This window comes from Shewanella sp. 5_MG-2023 (assembly GCF_030547465.1).
Classification (GTDB): Bacteria; Pseudomonadota; Gammaproteobacteria; order Enterobacterales; family Shewanellaceae; genus Shewanella.
This window is the reverse complement of the sequence record NZ_JAUORC010000011.1, coordinates 14,561-39,482: the sequence shown is the minus strand read 5'-3', so window position 1 is coordinate 39,482 and position 24,922 is coordinate 14,561. Positions and strand designations below refer to the sequence as shown.

At 41.6% G+C, this 24,922-nt stretch carries 22 protein-coding genes and 2 pseudogenes; 8 read left to right on the top strand and 16 right to left on the bottom strand.

Going from position 1 to position 24,922, the window contains the following annotated elements:
• Window positions 1-99 precede the first annotated feature (99 nt).
• Window positions 100-945 (bottom strand): trypsin-like serine protease, encoded by an 846-nt coding sequence (locus Q4557_RS08065; protein ID WP_303411989.1) that lies wholly within the window; start codon window positions 943-945, stop codon window positions 100-102.
• A gap of 124 nt (window positions 946-1,069) precedes the next feature.
• On the bottom strand, window positions 1,070-1,414 hold the full coding sequence (locus tag Q4557_RS08060) for a hypothetical protein (RefSeq protein ID WP_303411987.1): 345 nt from the start codon (window positions 1,412-1,414) through the stop codon (window positions 1,070-1,072).
• Between the two features lie 1,312 nt (window positions 1,415-2,726).
• Here Q4557_RS08060 and Q4557_RS08055 point away from each other — a divergent pair.
• On the top strand, window positions 2,727-2,942 hold the full coding sequence (locus Q4557_RS08055) for a TIGR02450 family Trp-rich protein (protein ID WP_303411985.1): 216 nt from the start codon (window positions 2,727-2,729) through the stop codon (window positions 2,940-2,942).
• A gap of 31 nt (window positions 2,943-2,973) precedes the next feature.
• On the opposite strand, the gene Q4557_RS08050 is transcribed toward Q4557_RS08055, so the two are convergent.
• The 3 genes from Q4557_RS08050 to Q4557_RS08040 form a co-directional block, all read right to left on the bottom strand.
• Window positions 2,974-3,645: a nitroreductase family protein gene (locus Q4557_RS08050; RefSeq protein ID WP_303411983.1), complete on the bottom strand. Its 672-nt coding sequence runs from the start codon at window positions 3,643-3,645 to the stop codon at window positions 2,974-2,976.
• Between the two features lie 63 nt (window positions 3,646-3,708).
• Window positions 3,709-3,882 carry a YbaM family protein gene (locus Q4557_RS08045; RefSeq protein ID WP_303411981.1) on the bottom strand — a complete coding sequence of 58 codons (174 nt, stop codon included), beginning with the start codon at window positions 3,880-3,882 and terminating at the stop codon, window positions 3,709-3,711.
• 154 nt (window positions 3,883-4,036) lie between these two features.
• A complete protein-coding gene (locus tag Q4557_RS08040) occupies window positions 4,037-4,411 on the bottom strand; it encodes a PH domain-containing protein (RefSeq protein WP_303411979.1) in 375 nt (124 codons plus the stop codon).
• A gap of 421 nt (window positions 4,412-4,832) precedes the next feature.
• Between Q4557_RS08040 and Q4557_RS08035 the strand changes: the two genes are divergently transcribed.
• Entirely contained in the window at window positions 4,833-5,564 is a 732-nt protein-coding gene (locus Q4557_RS08035) for a nucleoside-diphosphate sugar epimerase (RefSeq protein ID WP_303411977.1), read from the top strand.
• Between the two features lie 1,403 nt (window positions 5,565-6,967).
• The gene (locus Q4557_RS08030; protein ID WP_102532013.1) at window positions 6,968-7,438 is read left to right on the top strand and encodes a hypothetical protein; all 471 of its coding nucleotides are present in this window, start codon (window positions 6,968-6,970) and stop codon (window positions 7,436-7,438) included.
• Between the two features lie 271 nt (window positions 7,439-7,709).
• On the opposite strand, the gene cydC is transcribed toward Q4557_RS08030, so the two are convergent.
• Together cydC and cydD are read right to left on the bottom strand one after the other, a co-directional pair.
• Window positions 7,710-9,500, bottom strand: a complete 1,791-nt coding sequence (gene cydC, locus Q4557_RS08025) for a cysteine/glutathione ABC transporter ATP-binding protein/permease CydC (RefSeq protein ID WP_303411973.1) — start codon at window positions 9,498-9,500, stop codon at window positions 7,710-7,712.
• Window positions 9,500-11,380: a cysteine/glutathione ABC transporter permease/ATP-binding protein CydD gene (gene cydD / locus Q4557_RS08020; protein ID WP_303411970.1), complete on the bottom strand. Its 1,881-nt coding sequence runs from the start codon at window positions 11,378-11,380 to the stop codon at window positions 9,500-9,502. Before cydD ends, cydC begins: the two co-directional genes overlap by 1 nt.
• A 350-nt stretch (window positions 11,381-11,730) precedes the next feature.
• On the opposite strand from cydD, the gene Q4557_RS08015 reads away from it, so the two are divergent.
• Window positions 11,731-12,612, top strand: a complete 882-nt coding sequence (locus tag Q4557_RS08015) for a sensor domain-containing diguanylate cyclase (protein ID WP_303411968.1) — start codon at window positions 11,731-11,733, stop codon at window positions 12,610-12,612.
• Window positions 12,613-12,655: 43 nt separating this feature from the next.
• On the opposite strand, the gene Q4557_RS08010 is transcribed toward Q4557_RS08015, so the two are convergent.
• Window positions 12,656-13,729: a DUF3626 domain-containing protein gene (locus tag Q4557_RS08010; RefSeq protein WP_102438376.1), complete on the bottom strand. Its 1,074-nt coding sequence runs from the start codon at window positions 13,727-13,729 to the stop codon at window positions 12,656-12,658.
• 277 nt (window positions 13,730-14,006) lie between these two features.
• Here Q4557_RS08010 and Q4557_RS08005 point away from each other — a divergent pair, with 277 nt between their 5' ends.
• The 3 genes and pseudogenes from Q4557_RS08005 (at window position 14,007) to Q4557_RS07995 (ending at window position 16,660) form a co-directional block, all read left to right on the top strand.
• Complete coding sequence (locus Q4557_RS08005; protein WP_102532017.1) at window positions 14,007-15,425, top strand: DEAD/DEAH box helicase; 1,419 nt, start codon at window positions 14,007-14,009, stop codon at window positions 15,423-15,425.
• A 304-nt stretch (window positions 15,426-15,729) separates the two neighbouring features.
• A pseudogene (locus Q4557_RS08000) lies at window positions 15,730-16,092 on the top strand (DUF6445 family protein); the annotation flags it as partial.
• An 88-nt stretch (window positions 16,093-16,180) separates the two neighbouring features.
• On the top strand, window positions 16,181-16,660 hold the full coding sequence (locus Q4557_RS07995) for a hypothetical protein (protein ID WP_303411965.1): 480 nt from the start codon (window positions 16,181-16,183) through the stop codon (window positions 16,658-16,660).
• Between the two features lie 102 nt (window positions 16,661-16,762).
• Here Q4557_RS07995 and dbpA read toward each other — a convergent pair whose 3' ends face one another.
• From dbpA to Q4557_RS07960, 7 genes and pseudogenes are all read right to left on the bottom strand, one after another.
• Window positions 16,763-18,166, bottom strand: coding sequence for an ATP-dependent RNA helicase DbpA (gene dbpA / locus Q4557_RS07990; RefSeq protein ID WP_102438372.1), 1,404 nt, complete (start codon window positions 18,164-18,166; stop codon window positions 16,763-16,765).
• A 129-nt stretch (window positions 18,167-18,295) separates the two neighbouring features.
• Window positions 18,296-19,177 (bottom strand): pirin family protein, encoded by an 882-nt coding sequence (locus Q4557_RS07985; protein ID WP_303411963.1) that lies wholly within the window; start codon window positions 19,175-19,177, stop codon window positions 18,296-18,298.
• 199 nt (window positions 19,178-19,376) lie between these two features.
• Window positions 19,377-19,772, bottom strand: a pseudogene (locus Q4557_RS07980) (DUF2391 family protein).
• Between the two features lie 45 nt (window positions 19,773-19,817).
• Complete coding sequence (gene fumC, locus Q4557_RS07975; RefSeq protein ID WP_303411961.1) at window positions 19,818-21,230, bottom strand: class II fumarate hydratase; 1,413 nt, start codon at window positions 21,228-21,230, stop codon at window positions 19,818-19,820.
• 173 nt (window positions 21,231-21,403) lie between these two features.
• On the bottom strand, window positions 21,404-21,763 hold the full coding sequence (locus Q4557_RS07970) for a group 1 truncated hemoglobin (protein ID WP_102438364.1): 360 nt from the start codon (window positions 21,761-21,763) through the stop codon (window positions 21,404-21,406).
• 426 nt (window positions 21,764-22,189) lie between these two features.
• Window positions 22,190-22,846, bottom strand: a complete 657-nt coding sequence (locus tag Q4557_RS07965; RefSeq protein ID WP_102438362.1) for a hypothetical protein — start codon at window positions 22,844-22,846, stop codon at window positions 22,190-22,192.
• Between the two features lie 222 nt (window positions 22,847-23,068).
• Complete coding sequence (locus tag Q4557_RS07960) at window positions 23,069-23,791, bottom strand: hypothetical protein (protein ID WP_303411958.1); 723 nt, start codon at window positions 23,789-23,791, stop codon at window positions 23,069-23,071.
• 281 nt (window positions 23,792-24,072) lie between these two features.
• On the opposite strand from Q4557_RS07960, the gene Q4557_RS07955 reads away from it, so the two are divergent.
• Window positions 24,073-24,300: a hypothetical protein gene (locus Q4557_RS07955; protein ID WP_133126443.1), complete on the top strand. Its 228-nt coding sequence runs from the start codon at window positions 24,073-24,075 to the stop codon at window positions 24,298-24,300.
• 133 nt (window positions 24,301-24,433) lie between these two features.
• On the opposite strand, the gene Q4557_RS07950 is transcribed toward Q4557_RS07955, so the two are convergent.
• Window positions 24,434-24,883, bottom strand: a complete 450-nt coding sequence (locus tag Q4557_RS07950) for an SMI1/KNR4 family protein (protein WP_102476887.1) — start codon at window positions 24,881-24,883, stop codon at window positions 24,434-24,436.
• Window positions 24,884-24,922: the final 39 nt, after the last annotated feature.

Below are 24,922 nucleotides of genomic sequence, written 5' to 3'. Positions count from 1 at the left end.
TATAACGCTGGCATAAATGGCGGAACAAGTTTGGTAGTTTTATTGCGTTTCTTTGCAATAAAAATCGCCAAGCTTGTGGAGTCCATTTGATGACCCTTGTTAAATTGCATTTGGTTTTATCCCAATATCAGAACATACCTCAGGTAAGATTTCGTCTGTTAGGCCAGAGGGAAGTTTTTCTAATTTTGGCCTTGTTAATTGTAGTTGAACAGCCTTGTCACCACTTGTAACTTTGTCAATCCAAGGCTTAAAGTAGGAAGCTCTTGAGTAAACCTCTTGAACTCCATATTTACCTATACCTCCACCTTCAACTCTAGAACTAACACCAAGCAAGTAATTTGTTCCATTAGATTTTAGAAATGCAGGTCCTCCACTATCTCCTCCACCAGAAACCCCTTCTAACGGTAAAGCTGAATCTCCACTATCAAAAACAAATTTTAATAATGGCCCATCGGCCATAGTAATTATATTTTGAGCTTTACGTAACACCCCGTTATTTTCATAGTTATCCACCGTTTGGCCAATTAAACCATTACCAGTACCACCTACACCGATAAACCAAGTTGGTTTTCCAAGCTCATCAGTATTTCCGTAAACAGTTGCAGGCTCAATTCCCGTTACAGGATTAATTAATTTGACTAAAGCTATATCGTGACTTTTACCGGGTTTGTAGTCTCTATGGACAAATACACTTTCTACTTTATGCAGACCATTATTGAACGCTACATAACTTTCGGGGGTCACACAAAATGTGGCATGCGCAGCGGTCACTATCCAATCAGGTTTAATTAATGTTCCATGTGCGCCATCAACATAGAATGTTGCCAATGGAGCAAAATCACTTGGCATAGCCTGGTACTTTTTGTCATCAACATCATGACGAACAACTATTGCTGAAGACGAAAAACTTAAAATAAACAATGAAATAAATAGAAATATACGCATGACTTCCCTTTGCAATTTAACGCCGCACTAAGCGGACTAAAACAGTGGGTTAAAATGTGTAGCAAAGCGAAACGTAACCCACTGTTTTAGTTCCGTTTAAGTGCCTTGTTATAACGTTCTGTGCTTAAAACCATGCATCATCTTTATGGACGTATACACCATCAGATAAATACACATAATCATCAGGATTACTCAAAGTGTCACCACCATCTTTGACATCTAACATTCTTAGGTGTTTCTCAACAATCTCAGATGAAACTCTTTGCCAACGAGTGTCATACCCTTCAGCAGTTTGAGCACGATAACCATAGTTTTTTCCATTATCTTCATTAGTGATAATCACGATTTCACCAACACTTGGGTTTGGGCAGGCTTCATGCATTCTCTCACGCCAAGCATCTAAATCTCCCGAAGTTAAACCGCTAGGGTCTGCTTTCCATGTTCCATCGTCACGAATTGTTTTTGTCATTATTTAACCTTAATTGAAATCGACAGCTGATTATGAAAACGTTATAACAGCTTATTATCCAGCGTCTCGGATAAATCCCTGCTTATAATTAATTTTGAATTCAATTTATCATGTAACTTACTGATGTAAAAGAACTAATACCTACTTTATTGGCCACATTAAGGTTAATCACTCCGCAAAGTTGAGCCTGAACATTTATCGGGTCCATTGTTACTCAATATGAATAACATAAACCCATGAAATATATAAGTTAAACTTTCAACCTCAAATTTATCGATGCCAATTGACCTGATTTTGGCTTCGATAATAATGAAAAATTCTTAGAGGATTAATATAACTGCGTTAATACACAGTGATATTAAGCTTTAAACTTCATTTATATTGGCCCCGTTACAGCAGGCCATTACTTCAATCTAACCAATTGCCTGCCGCAGGTGATGTATAGGATATACAAATGTCGCGATCACATGGTCAATGATGTTCCCGACATCATCATGACATTTCCCAAATCCCTATGGGTCAGATGTGAAAGAGCGACCTTATGTGCAAGCACTACTGTGACACGCTGCATTCTTTATATAAATCAAAAGGTCCCTGAAAGCTCTGCCAAAACAAATAACATCCTTGTTAAACGGCCAGTTCGGCATCCATGCCTCTCGCTCAGAACGTTTCACACTGTGAAACTTCGCCATGTCATGGACGGTCACAGCTGCGCTTACACCGGAATTTTCATATCTTCGATTTAGCCTCATATATTGCGGCAAGTAAAAGCTAAAGAGTTGAAGATCTATTTGCCTCCGACTCAATTTGAATTGAGGACGCAGAGAAAATAGCGTGTGCTCACATGGATGTGAGCATAGCTTTCGCGGTGCAGGGTCACTCCTTAGCATCCATGCCACCGTGACATTTGTAAATCCATTTACTTCAGACTCACCATCGGAAGCGTTAGCATTTTCACTATTTATAATAAACAGGGGCCGAAGTTAGCAACAAACGAAGTCAGAAGCTGGATCAATCCCCGTCGAAAATTATGCGCTTTTCAGCATTTTTCGTCGGGGGCTGAGGGATTGTTAAGGGGGACAAGCAGTTTCCCCCTTGACTCTGGTGTGGGCGAAGCGCCACGACTTTGATTTTTACATGGCAAAATAAATTGAGGGCAAGTGTGAATGTGAAAAAACCACAATGTTAATCCAAACAGAATTTGGAAGCAGAACCCTTCTATAGCTGAACCTTTTAACCCGATTCAACGTAATAACGTAATGAGGTAAATAAACAATCAGATGAGATATAGACCACCAACTAGGAAAAATGAATGAACCCATTACACCCAAAAAAGTTACTTCATAGTAAGTGGACTAAGGTCAATGTGACCGAAAAACTAAAACACTTTTCAATCACCAAAGTCAGCTTTGATGAAGACCAGAATGTCATAGAATGTTTAATTCGAGCAGAACTTAGCGGACAGGAGTTTGATATAAATTGGCGGGATTTAAAAAATACCAGCCTCTGGTTACAAGGCTGGAAATAATAAGCTTACCAATAACGATTTAAGTGAGTAATTAAATAAAATCACATATTTCGTTTAATGGTTTTTTCTGTAATGCATGTTCAGGCACTGTCGCGCCCTCTCCCGGATAACCTGCGATGATAAGCATATAAGGTCGCTCATTATCATTGTCTCTACCGCAAACTTTACTCAAAAATGACATAGGTTTTGGGGTATGGGTTAATGTTCCTAGCCCTGCATTGTGCAGCGCCTGAATTAAAAACCCCGTAGCGATACCGACGGATTCATGTACGTAATAATTCTGCTTTTGCTCACCATTATCTTCGCTGCGTTTTTTAGAAAACACCGCAATTAACCAAGGGGCGGTTTCCAAATAAGGTTTGCTGGCATTAGTGCCTAATGGCTTTAAATTATCGAGCCACTCTTCACCGCCGCGACCGGCATAAAATGCTTGTTCGATGGCTTCAGCTTGCTGGCGAATTTGCGCTTTAATCTCAGGGTTACTGATGGCGACAAAGTGCCACGGCTGATGATTCGCGCCATTTGGCGCTGTCCCTGCCGCTAAAATACATTGCTCAATGACCTGCTGAGGAACCTCTCTATCAGAGAACTTACGTATCGAATGACGGCGTTTTACATTTCGATAGTTTTGCTGCGCCCGTTCAATCATCTCTGCTTGGCTATATTCGATGAAATCAGTCAGTGGTAAGTGAGCTTCGGTCATATCTGTTCCTTGATTATTTTAGTTCGACCATGTGAGTGGTTCTCAAGCCGTTACTCCGGGCAATTACGTGCCCTGTTGCTGCTTTTTTTTGAAATCAGCTAAGGTGATTTGTAATGCTTCAATCGCCGTTGTGGTATCTATTTTATTTTCTTCAAGTAACTGAATTAAATCGACCGCAAGTTGAATGGCTTTAGGCGCATCATTCAAGGCTGATGGTTGCGGGTTATCTGTGGTCATTTGCGTTATCCAATATGTAAAGTAGGCCTAACCATACGCACATAATGATTGCGTTAAGGCTCAGCCAATATGTTAACTCAGTAATTGTTGTTGGCCTGCGGTTTCTTGTAAGCCGTTAGCTGGCAGCTTTGTTATAAAACACATTAACTCGCAATTAAAGTGAAAAGTTAGCAATGGCTTTTTGAATGCCCACCACATCAGTGCCTTTTTTTAGCTCTTTAACTATGGGTTGCTCTGTGCCTGAAATATAAATTTTCAGCTCGGCGTCCATATCAAAGGTGCCTGCGGTTTCAACAATAAAGTGGGTCATCGATTTATAGGCTATCGAGTGATAGCTGACTTTCTTACCTGTCATGCCTTGTTTATCAATTAAAATAAGCCGCTTGTCGGTAAACACAAACATATCGCGGATCAATTTATAGCCCAAATGCACTGACTCATTGTCAGCCAAAATTGGCGCAAGCACTTGCTCTAATTCTGCTAAATCAACTTCTGACGAGTTACCTAATATCGCATCAAATAATCCCATAACGTCTCCCTGTTTTTATGTTTTCAAACTGAATGGTCAGCTTATTCATTATATTTATGCCACAAAATACTGCGCTATCTTGATGATATTAACAAGCTTATTCCATGCTAAAACCGACACTTATTAGATGTTCAATGACAGCAGTTATGTACTGATAACCCGGTAATTCCCTATGCAATAGCGCTTTTGTGCGCACTTATTTTGAGCCGTATTAACAAGCTTATTCCATGCTAAAACCAATACTTATAAATGTTCAATAGCAACTGCTATGGACTAATAACACTGCAGTAATCCTGCAATTACCTATGCAGCAGCGCTTTTGTGCGCACTTATTTTGAGCCGTATTAACAAGCTTATTCCATGCTAAAATCTCTGCTTATAAAAAAGAGTCAACATGCTGGCTTGGTACTTTAGGAAAAATATGAATGCTGCAATAATTGGTGCCACAGGGCTTATTGGTGCAGATGTGTTACTTGGATTACTGGCTGATGAGCGCTACCAGCAAGTAATGGTTTTAGGTCGACGTCTGCCACAACTGGCTGAAGGCACCCACGGCATCGACAAGCTCAGCTTTATTCAATGCCAGCTAGAAGACATCCCCAGTTTATCCATTCCGATCGACATCGATCATGCATTTTGTTGTTTAGGCACCACCATTAAGCAAGCGGGTAGCCAGGAAAACTTTATCAAAGTTGACCACACTGCCGTCATCGACTTTGCCAAACTCATAGCCCAAAATAAAAGCCTAAATCAAAGCCCAAATCAAAGCCAAGCTGGGGTGAAATTATTTGTTGTGACAGCCTTAGGTGCCAATGAAAAATCGAATGTATTTTACAATCGGGTAAAAGGCCAAGTACAACTAGACTTAAGCTTAATTCCATTGTCCAAACTCTACATATTTCAGCCAAGCTTGTTATTAGGACATCGGGCGCATCAGCGAACCTTAGAAGATATAGGCCAGAAGTTTTTTGCTATTGCCTCTGGGGTATTTATCGGCCCTTTAGCCAAGTACAAACCCATTACAGGCAAGCTTGTGGCAGACAATATGTTGGCTATTGCAATACAAGATAAAGAGCTAGTAAGTGATACATCGTTAGAGAGCAAAGCTGTTAGGATTATTGATAATAAACAGATGCATCGACTGGTTAACTGAGTTTTGTCCCCAAGGTTTGGTACCATGTTGAAGTTATCATTTTGAAAAAAGTCAAGGTCGTGGCGCTTCGCCCACACCAGACTAAAAGGGAGTGAACTGCGACTCCCTCTTAGAACACCCCGCAGCCCCAACGAAAAATGCTGAAAATCGCATATTTTCAACGGGGATTGATCCAGCTTTTAACTTCATCTTTAGCCGCCTTCGGTCATTGTCGAAAAGCCCTAACGCTTCCGATAGGCCATCCATGGCCTAACGAAAGCTAGCTTGGCATCCATGCCAAGCTCACGGCCTTTTCTCGATGACCTCAATTCAAATTGTGCATTCTTAGAAGATCAAAATACCTATACAACTTAAGCTTTCTAGCCCTTTAAGTTGTCACAAATACAGTCACATCGAAGAGACAATAATCCCAGTGTAGATGCAGCAGCGAGCTTCCAAAACATGGATGTTTTGGCAGAGCCTACATGGACGTACTTGCAGCGTCTCGCAGTTGTATCTGCACATAAGCCTGCGGCAGGCAATGGATTAGATGGAAGTGATGGAAGTGATGGATTACAGTAATTGCCCCAATATAAACGAAGTATAAAGTTGGTGGCTGTAACGCATTTATGTCCCAAAATGTGTTTCGCAACTCAAAAGGCAAGTTGGCCGAATAAAGCTTTGGCTTTAGAAAAGCTAATGATAAATGGGTTTGCTTAGTCTATAAGCTATGCCTGTCCTATCTTTGCTTTTCAGCAAAAGCATCGTTAATTGGTACTTTGTCATCTTTCAACCGCCAATCTAAAAATATGATTTGATCGTTTAATGTGGCATGGAGCTTAAAACTGGAAGGTGTCACTATCTTGTTGATTTATAGATATTAGATAGAGTTGTTTTACTAACATAATTTCGAATAAGTACCACTATAAGTGATTAGGAAAACCTGCGGCGCTAGAGTATTTATTGAAACTCACGCTAAATAAGCATCTTAAAACTACTTGAATAGTGGCTACATTATCCCCATCTAATTTATATGGCTAGATGGAGTGAAAATGGATTTACTTAACTCAATTGGTATAAAGGATGTGCTTCTTCAATACTGTGTTGGAGTCATTCTATTTCTTATTTTAGTTAACTCTTTGTATAAAATGGTTATTTTGGGTAAGAAAATGTCCAAAGGAGCATTTATATTTTTGGCAATTTTCCCTTAATTTCAGTTTTTCCGATCCCGCCCCCAGCATTTAAAAATGTGGAAAAAGCGAAACAGGAGCAACATAAGAGAAAAGAGGATAGTGGTGATCCGCCAGATGAAGAGTGAGGTTAATTATAGTTATAGTAAATTAAGCCACTAAGCCTTTTAATTCTTCATTTCAAATTTGTGCGCGAAAAATTCTAAATCAAAAATCCGATATTGAGCGAATATCATGGCCGATAAATATCAATCTGACTCACACAACAATCAAAAGGATAATTTTATGATTTTCAAGGAAGAATCAGTATTTAAAACAATAATACTATGTATGCTGACGTTAGGGGGATATTTGATGTATAAATTGTATACATTTTCAGTGCAAATTAATGAAAATACAGAAATGAAAATTTCAAAAGTATTTATGACTATAACTATTGTTTTGTTCTCGGTCTCACTTATTACTCTTGCTGTTGGTTTATTCTATTTACCTGAGAAGAAAATTTTAATCAGTTCGCTAGGGTTACATGTTCTTTCTACCGTTTTTGATATTTCATGGATATTAATGGTTCGTAATCGAATGAATCTAATCACTGGCGCCAAAAAAGGTGAGGCTCTGTGGTTGGATCCACTTAAAACTTCACTATTACATGTTATTTATATGCAACATAAGATAAATCAGGGCCATGAGCAAAGCTCCATGTAACAAAAACTTCTATTAGGTGACTAAAGCTTTAGATTGGCATTATCTCATATCCGATTGTCATACTTTCCCTAATGAGACTCATCATCTTAAGAGCTTTAACTCTAACAAGCTTTTGTCCAGAAATGAGTTTCAATCTTTATAGTCTGCAAGTAACCAGCTCAATTTGAAGCTAAAACAAAAAACGCTAATCGCTTGGTTCAATCCCAAGTCGATTAGCGTTTTTTTGTTGCCATTATCGTTTCAAAAGAGCTTTCAAACAATAACAGTCCTATTAAGCTTCTTTGGCTAAATGCTTATATAAACTTTGGTATTCAGCACAATCTTGCATTAAGTCTTCATGGGTGCCACTGGCGGCAATCAGCCCATTATCCAGCATATGAATTTGATCCATTTCAGCCATGGCGGTGAGTCTGTGGCTTATCATCAGTAAGGTTTTACCTTCAGCAAACGTAAACAGTAAGCGTAAAATTTCCCGTTCGGTGCGTTTATCAAGCCCTTCGGTTGGCTCATCAAGCAATAAAATAGGCGCATCACGCAGTAATGCACGAGCCACCCCAATTCGGCGCTGTTCGCCACCTGATAACTGACGCCCGCCGTCACCAATCCAGCTGTCTAAACCAATTTCTTCACCGCGATCTGTAGCCGTTACGGACTCAAGTAACGTGCCTAAGCCCACTTGCTTTAACACTGCGATTAAGCGCTGATCATTGGCCTTTTTCTTTTGCCCCTCAACATAAGGTAAGGCAATGGTTAAGTTATCGCGTACTGTGCCAGCAAATAAATGCACCCGCTGACTCACCACTGTCATCGCGTTGCGTAATGACACTTCGTCATAGTCAGCAATATCATGACCTGATAATCTGATTTGACCTTGTTGCGGCATCCACTCACGGGTGATCAGTGCAAGCAAGCTTGATTTACCACAGCCCGTTGGCCCAAGTAAGGCCACTTTTTGGCCTTGGGTTATATGTAAATTAACCCCGGTTAAAATTGACCGCTCAGCTTGATAGCCAAAGTGAATGTCGTTTAACTCAAGTTCTGTAGCAGCTAATTCACCCCCTTGAAATTGGCGCTCACCGTACTGAATATCCCCTTGCTGATCGGTAATTTCAGTAATACGTTTAGCCGATAACACACAGCTAGATAAATGCTGAAACGCCCCAGAGATTGGCATCATCATTTCAATTGACGCCATAGTAGCAAACACCATTGTCGCCATTAAGGGGCCTGGCGGCACCTGCGCACCAACGCCTTGTCCAGCAAGATATAACATCATTACCACAGCAAAACCGTTCACCGCAATCAATAGCCCTTGGCTAAAACCAGTAATATTGGCCATGGCTGTTTGGCTGTTAAATAAGGCTGTTTCAGCATCACGTAATTTTTGTCTATAACGATCATTAGCTGCAAAAATGCTTAATTCAGCTTGTCCCTGAATAACATCAAGGATTAACACTCTAAAGTGGCGCTTAGCATCTACCACAGCCTCACCAGGTTTTCTGCCTAAGCGATAGAATATCAATGGCAGCACAATCCATACACTCAGCAACAAACCACATAGGCTTAACGCTAGGGTTAAATCAAACCAAGATAAAAATGCATACAAGGCAATGATGGTCAATAACGACGCTGTCATTGGCACAAGTAAGCGTAAATACAAATGATCTAAGGTATCGATATCGGCCACTAGACGGTTAAGCATGTCGCCTTGTCGTAACCCTTGCAGATTACTGGCACTAAGCGGAAACAGCTTTTTCCAAGACCAAACCCGTAAATCCGTAAGTAATTTAAAGGTCGCCTCATGGGTAGCTAAGCGCTCACCATAACGACTTGCGGTGCGGGCAATAGAGAAAAAACGCACCCCACCAGCAGGAGTAAAAAAGTTAAAGGCTAATGCCGTGGCTGCAGTTAAACCCGCGATGGCGGTTGCGGATAAAAACCAGCCCGATAATGACAATAAACCGATACCCGCAAGGATAGTAGTACAGGTAAGAAACAAGCCAATGGCCATCATCAGCCATTGGCGTTTAAACAATTTAAGGAACGGATATAAAACTTGCATTATTTATCCTCCTTAGTGCCAATGCTCTGCGCCATTTCGGCTTGGTTATTTACGTTTGCCGCGTCAGTATCAGATTCAGCAGTAATAAACAGTGATAAACCATCATCTTGTTGCTGCATTGATTTGAATAAACCCGGTTGCTGGCTGAGGGTTTTATAGTCGCCTTGTTGCACAAGTTTGCCATTATCAATCACTAAAATATTATCCATATCTTGTAGCTGGTCTAATCGATGGGTGATCATCAAGCTGGTTTGTTGCAACTTGGCTTGATTAAGGGCGGCGCTAACCAGTTGCTCACTTTGGTTATCAAGACTGGCGGTGGGCTCATCCAACAAGAATAAGCTCGCAGGTTGCGACAACGCCCGCGCAAGGGCAATACGCTGAGCTTGTCCCACTGAAATACCCGCTGATTGGTCACTAATAATGGCATCAAGCCCTTGGGGATGAGCCTGAACAAAATCAGCAATATTGGCTTGTTGCAGTAACGCCATAATCTCAGCATCGCTGAGCTGTGCGTTGCCTAGGCTGACATTATCGCGGATAGAGCCATGGAACAACTGCGGGTCTTGACCTAACCAAGCAAGCCTTGAGCGCCAATAGTTTTTATCAAGTAAACTCAGCTCAGCGGCATTAATTTGCAGTGAACCTCTGTAAGGTAAAAAGCCCAGCAAGGCATTTAATAAACTGGTTTTACCGGCGCCACTTGGGCCAACAATAGCAATATGTTCGCCGGCTTTAATGCTAAATGAAATCGGCCCTAATAAGGGTTTTCCCTCTAAGGTGAGCACTTCAAGATCTGTTGCGGTGATCACAATTTTACTGAGATCGGTGTTTCGCAGCTGGCCAGTTTGCTCGCTAAAGTTTTCGTCAACTTGCTTTAATGGATTAGGATGTTCAAGAAGTTCTACCAAGGCTTCTGCTGCACCAATGGCTTGTGCTTTAGCATGGTAATGGGTGCCTAAATCACGTAATGGCTGAAAAAACTCTGGCGCTAAAATCAGCACAAACATACCGGTAAATAAACTAATTTTAACCCCATAATGACCAAAATTAAGGTGCTCTAGGTAGCTAAAGCCAAAATACACCGCCAGCACAGCGATAGATAGCGCGGCAAAAAACTCCAGTACCGCCGAACTTAAAAATGCCATTCTCAGCACTGACATAGTGCGTTGCCTAAAGTCTTCTGAGCCAGTTTCGATTTGCTTTACTTCAGCTTCTGCGCGGTGAAACAGCTTGAGGGTACTTATGCCCTTTAAGCGATCCATAAAATGGCCGCTTAAACGTGACAGCGCGCTGAAGTTTTTACGATTAGCATCGGCGGCGCCCATGCCCACTAAAATCATAAACATGGGGATCAACGGCGCTGTGGCCAGTAAGATCAGCCCTGAGGCCCAATTGAGCGGAAATACCGCCACTAAAATAATTAGCGGAATAAACGCTGCCAGCATCATTTGCGGTAAATATTTAGCATAAAAATCGTGCAGATCTTCAACTTGCTCAAGAACCACACTGGCCCATGCCCCTGCTGGTTTACCTTTAATAAAAGCTGGACCTAAATCGGTGAGCTTATTGAGCACAGCTTCACGAATGTCGCCACGAAGGCGTTTACCCGCTTCAAAACTCAAACGTTCTCTAGCATATGCCAGCACCGCTCTGACTAGAATTAAACTAATTAAAGCGCCAAATTGCAGCGTAAAACTGCCCATGGGTAATTCCAGCATGATCACCCCATGGAGGATGGTCGCCAACAAGTAAGCTTGGGCAACAATTGCCACCCCATTAGCGGCCCCGGTAAAAATGGCTAATTTAAGGAAAATACCACAAGATGATTTCTGCGATTTAAGCCAGTGAGTGAGGGACTTTTCTAAAGTTTTATCCATTAGATTCCTGAAGAGAAATACGCCTAGATTGGCGCAGTAAAGTGTGGAAAATTGCCGCAGTATCGCAAGCTAAAGCCCTAGATTACAGCCGCCACCTTAGAAGTGTTAACTGACTCACACAATACTAATAAAAATTATAGTAGGTAAAGCTTATTAACCTTGTTTAGAGGGTTAAAAGATCTGCTTAAAAACCACAGCGGCTTTGATGACCAGAGCCATAAAAACTCCCCATGACTAAAACCATAAACATTGCTACGTTCAAATATTAACCATTGACAAATACCCTAATTCTACCCACATTTAGTTAGTCCTTTTTAATGACTAAAAATTCACTGTGGAGATGCAATTAAATGCAATTTGATCTTCCTGCGCTGCGGGCCCAAGCATTTGATTATTTATTTGATGCTGTGGTGGTCACCGACACTGAAGGTGTTGTGATCGATTGGAACGCAGGTTCTCAATCTTTATATGGCTATAGTAAAGCCGAGATACTGGGTCAACACGTCAGTATTTTGCATTCGCCGGAGGATACTGAATCTATCACCGAACAAGTGATGTCTGCAGTGGCCAAGCATGGCAAGTGGAGCGGTGAAATTCGCTTTAAACATCAAGATGGCACCATAGGCTGGATTGAGTCCATGTGTATCCCGCTGTTTGATGAGCAACAGCAGTTTCTCGGCGCACTCGGCATCAACCGCGATATCACCAAACGCATTGAAGATGCCCAGCGGTTATTAAACCTTGCCTATTACGATCAACTCACCCAAATGCCCAATCGTCACTTACTCACTGACAGAGTCGGACAATATATCGAAAGAGCCAAACGCAATAACAGTCGTTTTTGTCTGTTTTATATTGATTTAGACGACTTTAAAAAGGTCAATGACAGCCTTGGTCATAAGGAAGGTGATCAAGTGCTAATAGAAGTGGGCCGCAGGTTAAATGCCCAAATCAGAGATGCTGACACCATTGCTAGAATGGGTGGTGATGAGTTTGTCTTAATGATTGAAGGCATTCACGACAACAACGACATTGCCGCTGTGGCAGATACCTTAATTGCATGTTTATATAAGCCCTTTCAATTGGGCGAACAATCGGTAAACGTTAATTGCAGTATTGGTATCGCCACTTACCCTGATTCGGGTGAATGCTTTGATAGTTTGATTAAATCAGCTGACTTTGCCATGTACAAATCCAAGCGCCAAGGCGGAGCAACCTATCGTTTTAGCTAGCCTTATCAGGCTGCTGATTTAGCTACAGGCTTTAGCAAGTCGCTTAAGCCGTTGGCTCAGTTGGCGCAATCGCACCAAATTTCACTAACACATGCCAGATTAACTTCAACTGCTGTAACTGCTGTGCTTGCTTACCGCGCTCACTCCATAACATTGGCTTTAAGGTGAGATCCATTGCCGCTTTGCCAATTAATTGTGCGGTGATTAAGCCGTCTTTCGCAATTGCTTGAGCAAGTACTGGCATATCAGGGCCACGAAAATCTTTTGGCACGCTATCAACTGTTAATTGATAACCCTGATGCCACAGCAATCTGATGTCATATTCCTCACACAGGGCTTGCATGCAATCCCCCACTTCAGTGAGTTTAAAACTTGGGTCTGCCACCAGATAAGCAATATCATCATCCAGTGATACATCACCGTGGATCTGCGCTTCGATATAATGATCAAGATTACCTAAGGGCTGGCGAGCAAAGCGTACATTAACTTCCATAGGCAGCTGCTGTAAATGCGTAATAATCTGCGCCGGTTTGATATTAGCCAGCCCCAGCGCATAATGGCGCTCAAAACTTTCACTAAGTAACGCCGCTAAAATCACTTCAAAACACTGCAGCGTGCCCTTTTCTTTTGGCAAGCGATATGAATCCATATAACTAAAACTGCAGCGAGATAACACTTGGGGCTTTGTAATGAAGTAACAACTACCAAAACGGGGTGCTGGGCCTAGTGGGCAAAAACCTAAATCTAAAGCGCCATATTTAGGCCGATGTTTTACCCCAGAGTAGCATTGACCAAACAGTTGGTTCTCCCAATGATCTCGAGGGCCACCTAATTCAGGTGATAACTGGCCATTGGAGATATGAGTCTCAAACTGGGTTTTATAATAGCCATCTTTTAATAGCCCAGCAGCCACACTGAGCCCGCGACTATCAATGCGATCGGGATGAAAATGCAGTGCCACTTGGCCGTGGGCATGTAACTTTTTCATTCCCTGCTGCACATCTTGGCTGGAAATATTAGACATCAGCAAAATATTTTTAATCACCGAACAGGCTTGTTCACGAAGGCAAGCCAGCGTTTTTTCAATATGAACTTGCGCGGCAAACTGCGGTTTCATTTATCGCGACTCCATTCGGTAAGTGATTGTATTTCATTGTATGTTAAATAGCCGACTTTGCCATCAAAGATTAATCCTTATTCATCGATTTCGGCCATTGTGCTGAGTGAAAGTACCGCTAACACCAGCGTTAGCTGTGGATGCCATGCCCTAAGGCCAAGGGTTAAATTGGCGATTTATTAGCACTTATGCACCTATTCAGGTAAGCTTCACGCCCGCCACATTCTGGCTCCCATTTATTGTAAACAACGTTAGCGTTGACCAAAGAGATCATTCTATGAGTTTTGCCTCCCTTGGCTTAAGTGCAGCAATTTTAAAAGCTGTTGAAAAACAAGGCTATGACACGCCTTCCGCTATTCAAGCACAAGCGATCCCTGCTGTACTTGAAGGCAAAGATGTTATGGCTGCAGCACAAACCGGCACCGGCAAGACAGCAGGTTTTACCCTGCCACTACTAGAATTACTTTCAAAAGGTCAACGTGCACAGCGCGGACAAGTTAGAGCCTTGGTATTAACTCCAACACGTGAATTAGCCGCTCAAGTTGCTGAAAGCGTGTCAACGTATGGCGCAAACTTACCGCTAAAATCTGCAGTGGTATTTGGGGGCGTATCTATTAACCCGCAAATTGCAGCACTAAGAAATGGCGTTGATGTTTTGGTGGCGACACCGGGTCGATTATTAGATTTATGCCAACAAAAAGTATTGAGCTTTAGTCAGCTTGAAGTGCTTATTTTGGATGAAGCCGACAGAATGCTGGATATGGGCTTTATTCGTGACATTAAGAAAATCTTAGCCATGTTGCCAAAGCAACGTCAGAACTTAATGTTCTCAGCCACCTTCTCAGATGAAATTCGCGAGCTGGCTAAAGGCTTAGTGAATAACCCAGTTGAAATTTCAGTAACGCCACGTAACGCAACAGCGAACACGGTTGATCAAGCGGTATACGCCATTGATAAAAGCCGTAAAGCTAAAATTCTAACCAAGCTAATTAAAGAAAATGATTGGCATCAAGTGTTAGTTTTTTCACGCACCAAACATGGCGCCAACCGCTTAGCAAAAAACCTAGAAGCTGATGGCATTAAAGCGGTTGCTATTCATGGTAACAAGAGTCAAAGCGCTCGTACTAAAGCTTTAGCTGACTTTAAAGCGGGCACTGCACAAGTGATGGTGGCCACCGATATCGCTGCCCGTGGTATCGATATTGACCAACTGCCATTTGTGGTTAACTTTGACTTACCGAATGTGCCTGAAGATTATGTGCATCGTATTGGCCGTACTGGCCGTGCGGGTGCATCTGGTCAAGCGGTATCATTAGTGAGTGATGAAGAAGTCAAATTACTGCATGATATTGAGCGTCTTATTAAGCGCGTAATTGAACGTAAACAGATTGCCGGTTATGAAGCATGTCATACTTTGCCTGAGCCGAATTTGAATCGCGCTGGTGGCCACAACAGCAACCATAAAAAGCCGAACCCAAATCGCCGTAAGCATGCGAGCCAAAACAGCAGTGATAGATCAGGTAAACCAGAATCTAGACATCACTCTCGTCAAAACTCACGTTCTGATGCTAATTCAGATGCCAGTGGCGCAGCGAAAAAGCCGCAACGTCGTCGTAACAATAACACCTCTGCAAATAGCTCAAGCTCTGCAAGTGTTGACCCATATGCGAATGCAAGACCGAAAGCGCGTAGCTAAAGTTAGTCAGCGATGAGTTAATAAAGGTATGAAGACAATGTTTTTCATACCTTTTTTTATGGCTTTTTCTTTAATAAAATGGAACCTAAAGCCTTCATAACACCCGATTAAAACACAAGATAAAAACTCTTAAAAACAACAAGAACCACTTCATTAATGCATAAAGTACCCCATGACAATTTATTGTTCTCAAAAGACAGTGATTGCATACATTAACTAACAACAGAAAATAACAAGGCGGCGGATAAAAAGCGCAACTGGCACCGATACAGCTTAATGCCACACAAACTATGCCCACTTTGATTCGTTAACCAGCCAAAATATGACGGCAGTACATTACCTCAACGGTAGTGACTTGGGTGGTACCTGTTTCTATCGTTACAAGGGAACTGAGAAGCTGGGTTTATCTGTCGATGACAAAGAAGTGATTATAAAAATGGTTGAGGATGTAAAAAAGGCTGCCAATAACAGAAAAGGCTATATGGATGACTCAGATGAGTTATTTGAAAAAGTGTTCAGTGTTGATGCTAAACCCAATCGAATTATCATCTATTCAGGTAATTTACTTCATAGTGCAAACATCACTGAGCATATTGATTTTGATAAGAAGTCACCTAATAACCGCACCTCAATTAACTCTTTTTTTCGTGTGGGAGCGTCGATGTAGATGAACTAAGTTTAACTTGGGATAATTGTCCTTTTATTATTAAATAAATGACTTAACGCTTTATTTAATACATAGTTAAAGGAATATTTTGCTTAAATTTGAACGGATTCAACAGCAACGGCATACACTTGTTACAGCAAGCGAAGCCGCCCCTGCTAACGCCAAAAAAGTCGAACAAGAAATAATTGTTCGCTATGACCGCTTCACTTCTCGCTTCGAAGTCATACATCAAGATAAAAAGCTCATTTCGCAATTGATCTACTGTTTGCCCTTTAAGCGGTTCAAGTTCAGTATTGATCAGCAAGACTATCAAATTAATATCTCTTTCTTTGTTGTCTGGCAATCAACGCTTTATAGATTAACGCCTTCCTCAACTAGCTGCAGCCAAGATAATCTTATTAAAACTAAATCGCCTGAAACCAAGGTTGCTAAAATCAAACCGACTAAATCAGAAGTGACTAAGACAAAAGTAATTAGCGAGCTATTACCTCAAAGGCGCAGAAAATCGCAACTCCTAGCCTGCTATGTACTGATGATGAGTATACTAAAACTCAGCTTCATTTTATGAGCAATAAACTTATTCCACAGATACAAAAAAGCGAGTTTAGTATTCACTAAACTCTCTTTCAATTCAGTAAGTAACGCTGACGTTACCGACTAAAGTTCAGACCTACAAGAACCAAGCGCGGTAGGTTTTACCTTTTAAACGGCCTTTAGTGATCTTGTTAAGTGCCTTTTTAGACGCGGTGCGTTTCACTGCCACAAATGAACGGATATCGGTCACTTTAATTTTGCCAATGTCTGCGCCATCAATGCCATTTTCGCCAGTTAAACCACCAACGATATCGCCAGGGCGAACCTTATGCTTCTTACCTGCATCGATTTGAATGGTAACCATCTCAGCTTCAAGTGGCATTTTCGTTAACGCACTCATGGCTGGTAATGCTTCACCGTCGATTTCGCGGCCAATTAGCTCACCGATTTCAACCATACGATGACCATCTTCATGACTATAGAAAGTGTAAGCTGCGCCAGTACTGCCCGCACGACCGGTACGGCCAATACGATGAATATGTACTTCGGTATCGTAGGCAATGTGATAGTTAAATACCGCGTCTAAGTCTTCGATATCTAAACCACGAGACGCCACATCGGTTGCCACTAATACGCGGGCACTTTTGTTGGCAAAACGCAGTAACATTTGATCGCGCTCGCGCTGCTCTAAGTCGCCATGTAAGGCTAGTACGCTAAAACCTTGTTCAGCTAACGTATCCGCCACTTTTTGAGTTTCACGGCGGGTGTTACAAAACACCACCGCACTTTCAGGCTGCTTATCCAGTAACAATAACTGTAAAGCCTCCATACGTGCATGATTGTCTTCGGTTAGATAAAAATGCTGATCGATAGTGAGGTTGTCGTGCGTCGCTTCAACCTTAACCATTAATGGCTTATACATGATTTGATCAGCAACCTGCTTAATTTGCTCTGGGAAGGTCGCGCTAAATAGCAAGGTTTGACGCTCACGCGGCGTGTCTTCAATAATTTGGTCTAATTGCTGCTGAAAGCCCATTTCTAACATGCGATCGGCTTCATCTAAAATCAGCATGTTAACGTTGCTTAAATCTAAGCGATTGCGATCAAGATGATCAACAATACGTCCTGGGGTGCCAACAATAATGTGCGCGCCATGTTCCAATGAACCAATTTGTGGTCCCATTGGTACGCCGCCACACAATGTTAGTACTTTCACGTTATGAATGCCGCGAGCTAGAGTACGGATCTCTTTTGCCACTTGGTCGGCGAGTTCACGTGTTGGGCACAACACCATGGTTTGGATGCGAAAACGTTTCACATCTAACTTGTTTAGTAAGCCCAAACCAAATGCTGCAGTTTTACCTGAGCCGGTTTTTCCTTGGCCAATCACGTCATCACCTGCAAGGATTGCTGGTAAGCTCTCAGCTTGAATTTGAGTCATTGACTCGAATCCCATGGTTTTGAGATTTTCAAGCAAATCAGGTTTAAGATTTAGTGATGCGAAAGCCGTATTAGCGGCTTGTTGAGTAGACTGACTCAAGGCGAATATCCTCTGATATAAAACGGGTACTGAAACAAAACGAGTACAAACAAAACAGCCAAGATATTTATACCTTGGCCTAATTGCATATTGTAGCAATTTTATCCGCACATGGCAGATATATCTTTGCTAAATGATCTTACCAAAGCGCCCTTGTTGGTAATCATCTACTGCTTGATCTATTTCAGCTTGGCTATTCATCACAAAGGGGCCCATATGGACTATTTTTTCATTAATGGGTGAACCTGCCAGTAACAATAACCCTGTCTCGGCAGAGATAGCATTGTTAAAATGACTTAGCTCAGCTGACAATAACAATAACTGTCCGGCGCTGGCCGTCATCAAGTCTCCATTGGCGGCGATATATTCAAGCTCACCTTGATAGATATAGGCATGAACCACCTCATGGCTGGATAAATCAATACTGGCGTGGCCATTAGCTGCGAGCGTTAAATCCGCAATGGCACCATTGCCCGCCAAGCCTTGAATACTCGAGACTAATTCCTCAGCGTCATTGTCCCTATCATTGCCAGCAAATTGCCAATGGCCAGCAAGCGCCTTTAACTGCGCACCGTCTTGGTTAGTACCCGTTGGATTAGCCTTTTCTGAGGTATCTTGATAGATCGCCGGACGCATTTTGTCTTTAGCGGGCATATTGAGCCAAATTTGAAAGCCATGTAGGCCATCTTCAGCATCGGCTAATGGCATTTCAGAATGAATCACCCCACTGCCAGTACTCATCCACTGCATATCGCCAGCGCGTATGGCTTTAACATTACCTAATTGATCGCGGTGTTCAAAGCCACCCTTACGAATATAGGTAAAGGTTTCAATACCGCGATGAGGATGCGGTGGAAAACCACCAATGAAATCTTGCTGATCATCTGATTTGATCTCATCAATCATTAAATAAGGATCAAAGCGGGTATTGATAAAATCCGCAACCCGCTTAATGTTAACCCCGTCACCATCCATTGCTGGTCGAGCGCTAAAACGGCCTAATACTTTCATGATGTTCTACTCTATGAGTGATTAATAGCCTTAGCTTAACAAGCAACTAATCGAATAAATATTGCAATAAAACGCTACTTTTAGTCGATTTAATCGAATAGTTATTAGCGGCCAAATTGAACGGTCATAGCTGAATACTTATTGCTAAATACTTATAGCTAAAGAGGCAAGGTTATTTTACAGGTTACTCTTTTAAGGCTTACACTTTATCAAAGCTATCCACCACTATGGCGCCCATAGAGGCTGGCATAGTAATGATAATAATCCGCCGTAATGAGGTTATGGGATCGTCTAATAAGGGTAATTTATTAAGGCATAATAACACCTAACTCACTACCAAGGCCGCCATCAAATAAGCGATCACAATCCGAAATATAAACACAATAACCCGTGATTTAACATCATGTTGAAACACGCTGTGATAGGTAAATAACCCCAAAAATACCACCGACAACACAAACAGCATCATGACGTTGATTAAGGGTAAAGTCTCACCCAGTTTCCACGCTTCTTCAGAAAAAGAAATCGGTACAGCTAAAGCAAAAGCGCCGACAAATATTTGGCTGGCATCTTCCATATTAAAATTAAGTTTCATAAGCAACTCTTTACTTAGACGGTGTTTTAAGCGAGATCATTCGATCTAAGGTTTGCCTTTAGGTAAATCACGGGGCGCTAGCATCTTCTCTACCACGACCCACTGATTAAACTGCGCTTCGGTGAGTAATCCAAGGGCAAGGGCTGCCGCTAGTAGTGTCGAGCCATCTTGATGAGCTTTTTTGGCGATGCTGGCGGCATTATCATAACCAAGGTAGTCATTAAGCGCGGTTACCAGCATTAATGACTCATCACAAAACTTAGCAAGTTGTGCTTCATTGGCACTAATACCGCAAATACATTTATCAGTAAAACTGCTACAACTATCTGCCAGTAAAGCAATTGATTGCAGTAGGTTATAAATCATCACTGGCTTAAAGGCATTGAGCTCAAAATGGCCATTGCTGCCTGCCACTGAAATGGTTGTATGATTTCCCATAACCTGCACCGCTATCATAGTTAACGCTTCACATTGGCTCGGGTTCACTTTAGCGGGCATTATCGATGAGCCGGGCTCATTTGCAGGCAGATTAATTTCCCCTAATCCACAGCGCGGCCCTGAGGCCAAAAAGCGGATATCGTTAGCAATTTTCATCACACTGACGGCCACGGTATTTAATGCACCACTGGCTTCAACAATGGCATCATGGCTCGCTATGGCCTCAAATTTATTGGTCGCAGTAATAAAGGGCAATTTAGTCAGCTTGGCAACTTGCTGAGCAAAGCTTATATCAAAGCCTTTAATTGAGTTCATGCCGGTCCCCACAGCAGTGCCGCCCTGAGCCAACTGTAATAACGCAGGCATTACCGCTTCAACTCGAGCAATGCCATGACTCATTTGGGCACTATAACCTGAAAACTCCTGACCTAAGGTCAGCGGAGTGGCATCTTGAATATGGGTTCGACCGATTTTTATAATATGATTAAATGCTACCGATTTTATCGCTAGCTGCTGCTGTAAATGCCTTAATGCGGGCAACAATTGCTGGTGTAACTCCAGTACTGCTGCGATGTGCATTGCAGTGGGAAAGCAGTCGTTTGATGACTGGCCTAAATTACAATGATCATTTGGGTGCACGGGGGTTTTACTGCCAAGCACGCCGCCAAGCAATTCAATGGCGCGATTAGCAATCACCTCATTGATATTCATATTGGTGTGAGTGCCCGAGCCAGTTTGCCATACCGACAACGGAAAGTGTTCATCCAGTTTGCCTTGCATCACCTCGCCAGCGGCCTGTTCAATCGCTTGACCAATATCAGTATCGAGAATGCCAAACTCCATATTCACCTTGGCCGCACATTGCTTCACCATTCCCAAAGCATGAATTAATGGCTTGGGCATCGTCTCGCCCCCAATAGCGAAATTGATTAAGCTGCGCGCCGACTGAGCGCCATAGTATTTATCCGCAGGCACCTTTAATGGCCCAAATGAATCCGTTTCTGTGCGAAATGTGCCCATAAGGTTATCCTTTGCAGCCGAGCTATTGATGACACAAGCTATAGAGCTGGTTTGAAGTCTGCGTTAACAGATTAGTGATAAGAGACTAGTGATAAGAGACTAAGTCGATCCTGAATAACTGGTTAACTTAGCCTACTCTCGGGGTTAAGTGAGCCATTTAGGGCAGTAACAAGCTAAACCAACACGATATCTGATCGCATGCTGTACAAAATATACAGCGCTTGTTCTTGATCCCGCTGGCTAATATTATTCATTTCAAATGCCTGCAATGCATCATCCAGTACCGCCATAAATTCAGCCGCCGATATGTTCATGCCTTTATGTACCGAGAGCATATCTTGGCCTTTATACACACTTGGGCCGCCAGTTCCTGCAATGAAAAATGTCGCCGCGGCATTTTTTAGCGCTACGGGATCTGATTTGGCAAATCTTGGGGAGATTGTCGGGTTGGCCATATGCAAATCGACCAAGTCATTTGCAATACTCTCAATGCCAGCACTGCCGCCAAGTCGTTCATACAGTGAATTACTCATAAACTATATCCTTACTTTGATTCAGGTGAATCACATTGGCGTTTAATATTTAACAGCGAGTTTATTACGAAGAAATATCACGCCACTCGCCCTAAAGGGCACTGATAAATTGTAGGCTAAAATGGCGAAATGAGAGGGCTGCGACTCAATAAATAGGACTATTGATTGAGCAAGGTTATAGGTTGGCAAAACTCAATTAGGTTTACTTCTAGCTTTTAGGTGAGCTTTGAGAGAGCGCGTTGAGACTTTATATTAACACTAAGATTTAGCACTAAGATTTAGCACTAAGATTTAGTGCTAGTTTTCAGCCTAGGTTTTGGTGCTAGTTTTAGCCTAAAGCGCCAACGTTAGCTGCTGATAAAAATTGCATCTTGCATAATACCTTAAGAGATCAATCCAATCTGCCAAAGAAATTAATTAACCCCCTTACTCGAGTATATTTTCGTTTATTTTCAATAAACAGCATTTAAAAAAATAGCCAAGCCAACTAACAATACCAATCAGCTTAAAGCCATCCTCAAACAAAATACGTGAGTCACCAATAAAGGCCTCGATTGGAGTTTGAAACTGATCAACCAACACTGACAAAGCAAAAAAAACAAAGGCGAGCAGCAGAATTAGATACTGCGTTTTTAGGATGCACTTTCTGAAAACCACCATCCAGCAAAACATTAAACTGAAGTAAGCCAATAGAAAAAACTTCTCTTTGATAGCTAAATAACGCGGAAAAATATAATCGTGCAGCATAAAAAAGTCGTCACATAATAGCAGCGTGGTTAATAGGCCTGAACACAACATAAATACAGCGAACCACTTTTCTTTAGGCTGATGACGAAAAACCTCCCAAGTTAAAAAGCATATGGTCGCAGCAGCTGCCCACAATAAAGCGCCAACATTTGATGTCACCCCAGTTAAAGGATTCACTTCTGCCGTCGCAGCGAGATCACGGGTAAAAATGCCAAAAGGTAAATCCATTGTGGTACTGGCGAGGATAACAAATAGCAATAAGGCAAGGGGTAAAAAATAGAGAAGAAAGAAGAAACCGGTGAGATTTTTAGCCTGAGAAACTATCTGCATGTTCATGTTTAAACTTTTCCTAAACGTTTTGGCAGGCTCACCCATTAGAGTCGACTATTTAAGTTATAGTCGTAACTTGGGTGATAGTAAACTTTAGCGCTTGGGGTTTTAGCTGTGTGTTCTTGTGACTTGAATGAATGGAAAAACCCTATAGCGATCAATCTGCTTTCACAGTTTTCTTACTATAATCCGGTAAAGTATGTGCAACTCTACGGCGAAGATCATAGCTTATGATTCTGAGCGATAAATAGCCAAACAAAGCTTTCTATTAAGCATCTCTCGATATAAAGCACAGTTTAATATTGCGATGCCATACATTTCAAACGCCTCTTCAAATACTCGGCGCAGTTTGTACAATAAGTCAGCCTTGGAATCGACTAATCCGTTTTCCAACATCACTGCGCCTAGATATTCAAAACCAATAGCCCCGGTGAGAAAAATACTCCCTGAAAGTACAAAATAAAAAGCGCTTTGTTTTGATAATGATCTTAAAAATGGCACTAGCGAGACGCCTACAACAAACACAAACAACCCCCCAAAAGGTAACCATGTGTGTGAGCTAATTAAGGCCGGTATGATGTCTTTCGCAGCAAGGTAATCATGAATATTTGAAAAATTTTCGTGTACCCCTACGCTCTCATCACAGGATAATAATAAAAATAGCACTGCTAAATATAACCAATAATTAAAGCCTTTATGATGATTGGTTTTTTCAAATAGATATAAAACAAAAAACAATATTGACGCTAATAGTAAATTTAATACCGAGAAATAAGTCGGAAAGCTTTGCTCATTACCTACGTCAAATAACGGCAAGAAACCCAATACATATTCATGTCCAGTGATATGAGCATAAATATAGGCAGCGAGCCCAGCAAGAACCAACAGGGTGACTATTGAGAACTGAGTAATACAGAATGTAGATAATTTGATATTCAATTTTATGTCCACAACCACTCCTTGCATCGCGTCATCTGAATTAAACTCAAGGCCTGTGCAGTTTAAATTTCAAGCAAACAATAGCTTAAACATAGCTTTGCGATACCGCTTATGTAAAGTAATATTCTGACTAAAAACCAACAAAAAAGGACTCGATATCGAGTCCTTGGATGAATTAGCCTGAATTAACACAGTGGCCAAAAAATGCCCCCAAATTAAACTTCGACTCTTATACTTCGAGCCTTACATTAACCATATTAGCGGCTGTTATTGGCATCGTACTTGAGAAAACAGTGCTGTTTGAATCGTGGAATAAATATCTAGTTAACCTCTGTTTTTCGGCAACCATACTATTTCATTTGATCCCTACTGCCACCGAGATTATGACCCGTTTCCCTATGGATGACCCCATAGTGACATCATTAGAAGACCCTTTATTGCAAAAAACATTCTTAATCATTTTTATGGTATTTATCAGTTTTGTTATTTACCAAATGAACTGGTTACGCAAACAAAAATAATCCATAAAAAACCGGCTTAATTACTTAAGCCGGTTTTTTCACTAACAGAAACTTACACTTAAAATCAATATACTTAGACAGTTAACCTACTGGAAGCTATACAATAAGTAACTTAGCTAGTGATAAATCCGCTTTAAAGATCATTGAACTGCTGTAGCCATTCACTGAACGAATTAGACACCTTTTCAACCGTCCCCCAACCTTGATTATAAAACCACACAGCCACATCTTGCTGCTGAGTTTGACACTCGGTTTGCTTAAAGCAAAACATGTTGCCCTTACAATCAGAGGCAAACAAAATATGCCCTTTTGGCATGCCGCTCATCTCATATAAGTTGGACAGTAACGCCACATCTTCAAGGCTTAAAAAGTCCTGCACTTCAGAAATATCGACACCTAAATCGCAAATTTTTGTCAATACATTAGGGGTGTGCACCAAGCCATAGGTTGAGATTAAATACTTATATGAGTCTGGCAGCACTGCCGTCAGTTTTGCTTCAAGTTCAGCGATAAACTGACTCTTTATTGGCACCATGGCATTTTTACTGCCCCAGTTTTTTACAAATAGATCGATGCTATTCATGCCTACATATTCCCAAAACAACTAAAGCCAGAATACTGG

Bases quoted from the DNA above. Each gene is read 5' to 3' on its own strand.
- Q4557_RS08065 (WP_303411989.1), bottom strand. From the start codon at position 945: ATGCGTATATTTCTATTTATTTCATTGTTTATTTTAAGTTTTTCGTCT.
- Q4557_RS08060 (WP_303411987.1), bottom strand. From the start codon at position 1,414: ATGACAAAAACAATTCGTGACGATGGAACATGGAAAGCAGACCCTAGC.
- Q4557_RS08055 (WP_303411985.1), top strand. From the start codon at position 2,727: ATGAACCCATTACACCCAAAAAAGTTACTTCATAGTAAGTGGACTAAG.
- Q4557_RS08050 (WP_303411983.1), bottom strand. From the start codon at position 3,645: ATGACCGAAGCTCACTTACCACTGACTGATTTCATCGAATATAGCCAA.
- Q4557_RS08045 (WP_303411981.1), bottom strand. From the start codon at position 3,882: ATGACCACAGATAACCCGCAACCATCAGCCTTGAATGATGCGCCTAAA.
- Q4557_RS08040 (WP_303411979.1), bottom strand. From the start codon at position 4,411: ATGGGATTATTTGATGCGATATTAGGTAACTCGTCAGAAGTTGATTTA.
- Q4557_RS08035 (WP_303411977.1), top strand. From the start codon at position 4,833: ATGAATGCTGCAATAATTGGTGCCACAGGGCTTATTGGTGCAGATGTG.
- Q4557_RS08030 (WP_102532013.1), top strand. From the start codon at position 6,968: ATGGCCGATAAATATCAATCTGACTCACACAACAATCAAAAGGATAAT.
- cydC (WP_303411973.1), bottom strand. From the start codon at position 9,500: ATGCAAGTTTTATATCCGTTCCTTAAATTGTTTAAACGCCAATGGCTG.
- cydD (WP_303411970.1), bottom strand. From the start codon at position 11,380: ATGGATAAAACTTTAGAAAAGTCCCTCACTCACTGGCTTAAATCGCAG.
- Q4557_RS08015 (WP_303411968.1), top strand. From the start codon at position 11,731: ATGCAATTTGATCTTCCTGCGCTGCGGGCCCAAGCATTTGATTATTTA.
- Q4557_RS08010 (WP_102438376.1), bottom strand. From the start codon at position 13,729: ATGAAACCGCAGTTTGCCGCGCAAGTTCATATTGAAAAAACGCTGGCT.
- Q4557_RS08005 (WP_102532017.1), top strand. From the start codon at position 14,007: ATGAGTTTTGCCTCCCTTGGCTTAAGTGCAGCAATTTTAAAAGCTGTT.
- Q4557_RS07985 (WP_303411963.1), bottom strand. From the start codon at position 19,177: ATGAAAGTATTAGGCCGTTTTAGCGCTCGACCAGCAATGGATGGTGAC.
- fumC (WP_303411961.1), bottom strand. From the start codon at position 21,230: ATGGGCACATTTCGCACAGAAACGGATTCATTTGGGCCATTAAAGGTG.
- Q4557_RS07970 (WP_102438364.1), bottom strand. From the start codon at position 21,763: ATGAGTAATTCACTGTATGAACGACTTGGCGGCAGTGCTGGCATTGAG.
- Q4557_RS07965 (WP_102438362.1), bottom strand. From the start codon at position 22,846: ATGAACATGCAGATAGTTTCTCAGGCTAAAAATCTCACCGGTTTCTTC.
- Q4557_RS07950 (WP_102476887.1), bottom strand. From the start codon at position 24,883: ATGAATAGCATCGATCTATTTGTAAAAAACTGGGGCAGTAAAAATGCC.